The 851-nt window shown below is 67.0% G+C and carries 1 protein-coding gene; it reads right to left on the bottom strand.

The window, feature by feature from the left end:
* A partial coding sequence (locus AC07O0_RS30290) for an elongation factor Tu (protein WP_494628555.1) occupies positions 1 to 851 on the bottom strand: 851 nt, incomplete at both ends.

Below are 851 nucleotides of genomic sequence, written 5' to 3' on the forward strand. Positions count from 1 at the left end.
GCGACGACGCCGGCGCCGACGGTGCGTCCGCCTTCGCGGATGGCGAAGCGGAGCTTCTCTTCCATCGCGATCGGCACGATCAGGTGCACTTCCATGGCGATGTTGTCGCCCGGCATCACCATCTCCGTGCCCTCGGGCAGGTGCACCACGCCGGTCACGTCCGTCGTACGGAAGTAGAACTGCGGGCGGTAGTTGGTGAAGAACGGGGTGTGGCGACCGCCCTCTTCCTTGGTCAGGATGTAGGCCTCGGCCTTGAACTTGGTGTGCGGCTTCACCGAGCCCGGCTTGCACAGCACCTGGCCGCGCTCGACGTCCTCGCGCTTGGTGCCGCGCAGCAGCGCGCCGATGTTGTCGCCGGCCTGGCCCTGGTCGAGCAGCTTGCGGAACATCTCGACGCCGGTCACGGTCGTCTTCACCGTGTCCTTCAGGCCGACGATCTCGATTTCCTCGCCGACCTTGACGATGCCGCGCTCGACGCGGCCGGTCACCACCGTGCCGCGGCCCGAGATCGAGAACACGTCCTCGACCGGCATCAGGAAGGGCTGGTCGATCGGGCGCTCAGGCTGCGGGATGTAGTCGTCGACCGTCTTCATCAGCGCGATCACCGCATCATGCCCGATCTCCGGGGTGACGCCGTCCAGCGCCGCCTTGGCCGAGCCCTTGGTGATCGGGATGTCGTCGCCCGGGAAGTCGTACTTCGAGAGAAGCTCGCGGATCTCCATCTCGACCAGCTCGAGCAGCTCGGCGTCGTCGACGAGATCGACCTTGTTCATGAACACCACCAGCGCCGGAACGCCGACCTGGCGCGCCAGCAGGATGTGCTCGCGGGTCTGCGGCATCGGGCCGTCGGC

The organism is Allobosea sp. GW821-FHT10B12, from assembly GCF_059415545.1.